At 34.8% G+C, this 797-nt stretch carries 2 protein-coding genes; both read right to left on the reverse strand.

Translation table 11 applies throughout. The features are described 5' to 3' along the window. Positions 1 to 24: 24 nt before the first annotated feature. On the reverse strand, positions 25 to 462 hold the full coding sequence (locus AB4482_RS22655; RefSeq protein WP_372181769.1) for a hypothetical protein: 438 nt from the start codon (positions 460 to 462) through the stop codon (positions 25 to 27). A 26-nt stretch (positions 463 to 488) separates the two neighbouring features. Next, entirely contained in the window at positions 489 to 647 is a 159-nt protein-coding gene (locus AB4482_RS22660) for a hypothetical protein (protein WP_372181771.1), read from the reverse strand. Positions 648 to 797 lie beyond the last annotated feature (150 nt).

Raw genomic sequence — 797 nt, forward strand, 5'->3', positions numbered from 1 at the left:
CCACTAAAAAGGGGGTACTAAGTTTTAATATGGTTTTCCATCATCTATATGCTCAGGAGTAGCTCTTGAAATTCCGTAATCTGAAGCTGTTTTCTTAAGCTCAATCATGGGTGGTGATTCTTCTTTTGTTTCTTTAACTGTCGGTACACTTTCGCTAATACCAAGCCATACGTAGATGTTAGACAAGTTCTTACCACCTTCTGTAGTCCTTTTCACAATCCTCAAATACCCTAACTCTTCGCATTTATGCAAGGCTTTACTTACATCATCACTCTTAGAACCACACTTTAGAGAGATGGTGGAGACACTAGGGAAGCAGATAAAAGATCCACCATATTCGGTATCAAAATGCTGTCCAAAGTAAAAGGATAGATGGAGTAAGATATTTTTTTGAGTATTAGTAAGTCCGATAGATTTAGGACTGACATTGAGTATAGATTTGGTTATATCAAATTGGGTCATAATAGCCTCCTATGGGCTTGTTACTGTTAATGGGAGCTCTCTGCTTTCAATCGGTTACTGATGGAAATAGCTACAAGATTCATTACAGCTTGTGTGTTTGAGCAGTTCCATTCTTCAGCTAAAAGGGCTATTTCCTTTTTAACATCATGATCTTTAATTCTTAATCTCATTTCTTTATTTTCCATAGTTAAAACCTCTTAACTTCATCATTGTTATCTAAGCAGTGGATCAGTTCATCCACACTACTTGTTTTGTTTTTATCTTTATTTTTATTTTTAAACTTATTATCTAATTTTTTCTTCTTACCTATAGTGTAATTAGTAGCTTTAGAAGCC

This window comes from Vibrio sp. 10N.222.55.C7 (assembly GCF_041473335.1).
Classification (GTDB): domain Bacteria; phylum Pseudomonadota; class Gammaproteobacteria; order Enterobacterales; family Vibrionaceae; genus Vibrio; species Vibrio crassostreae_C.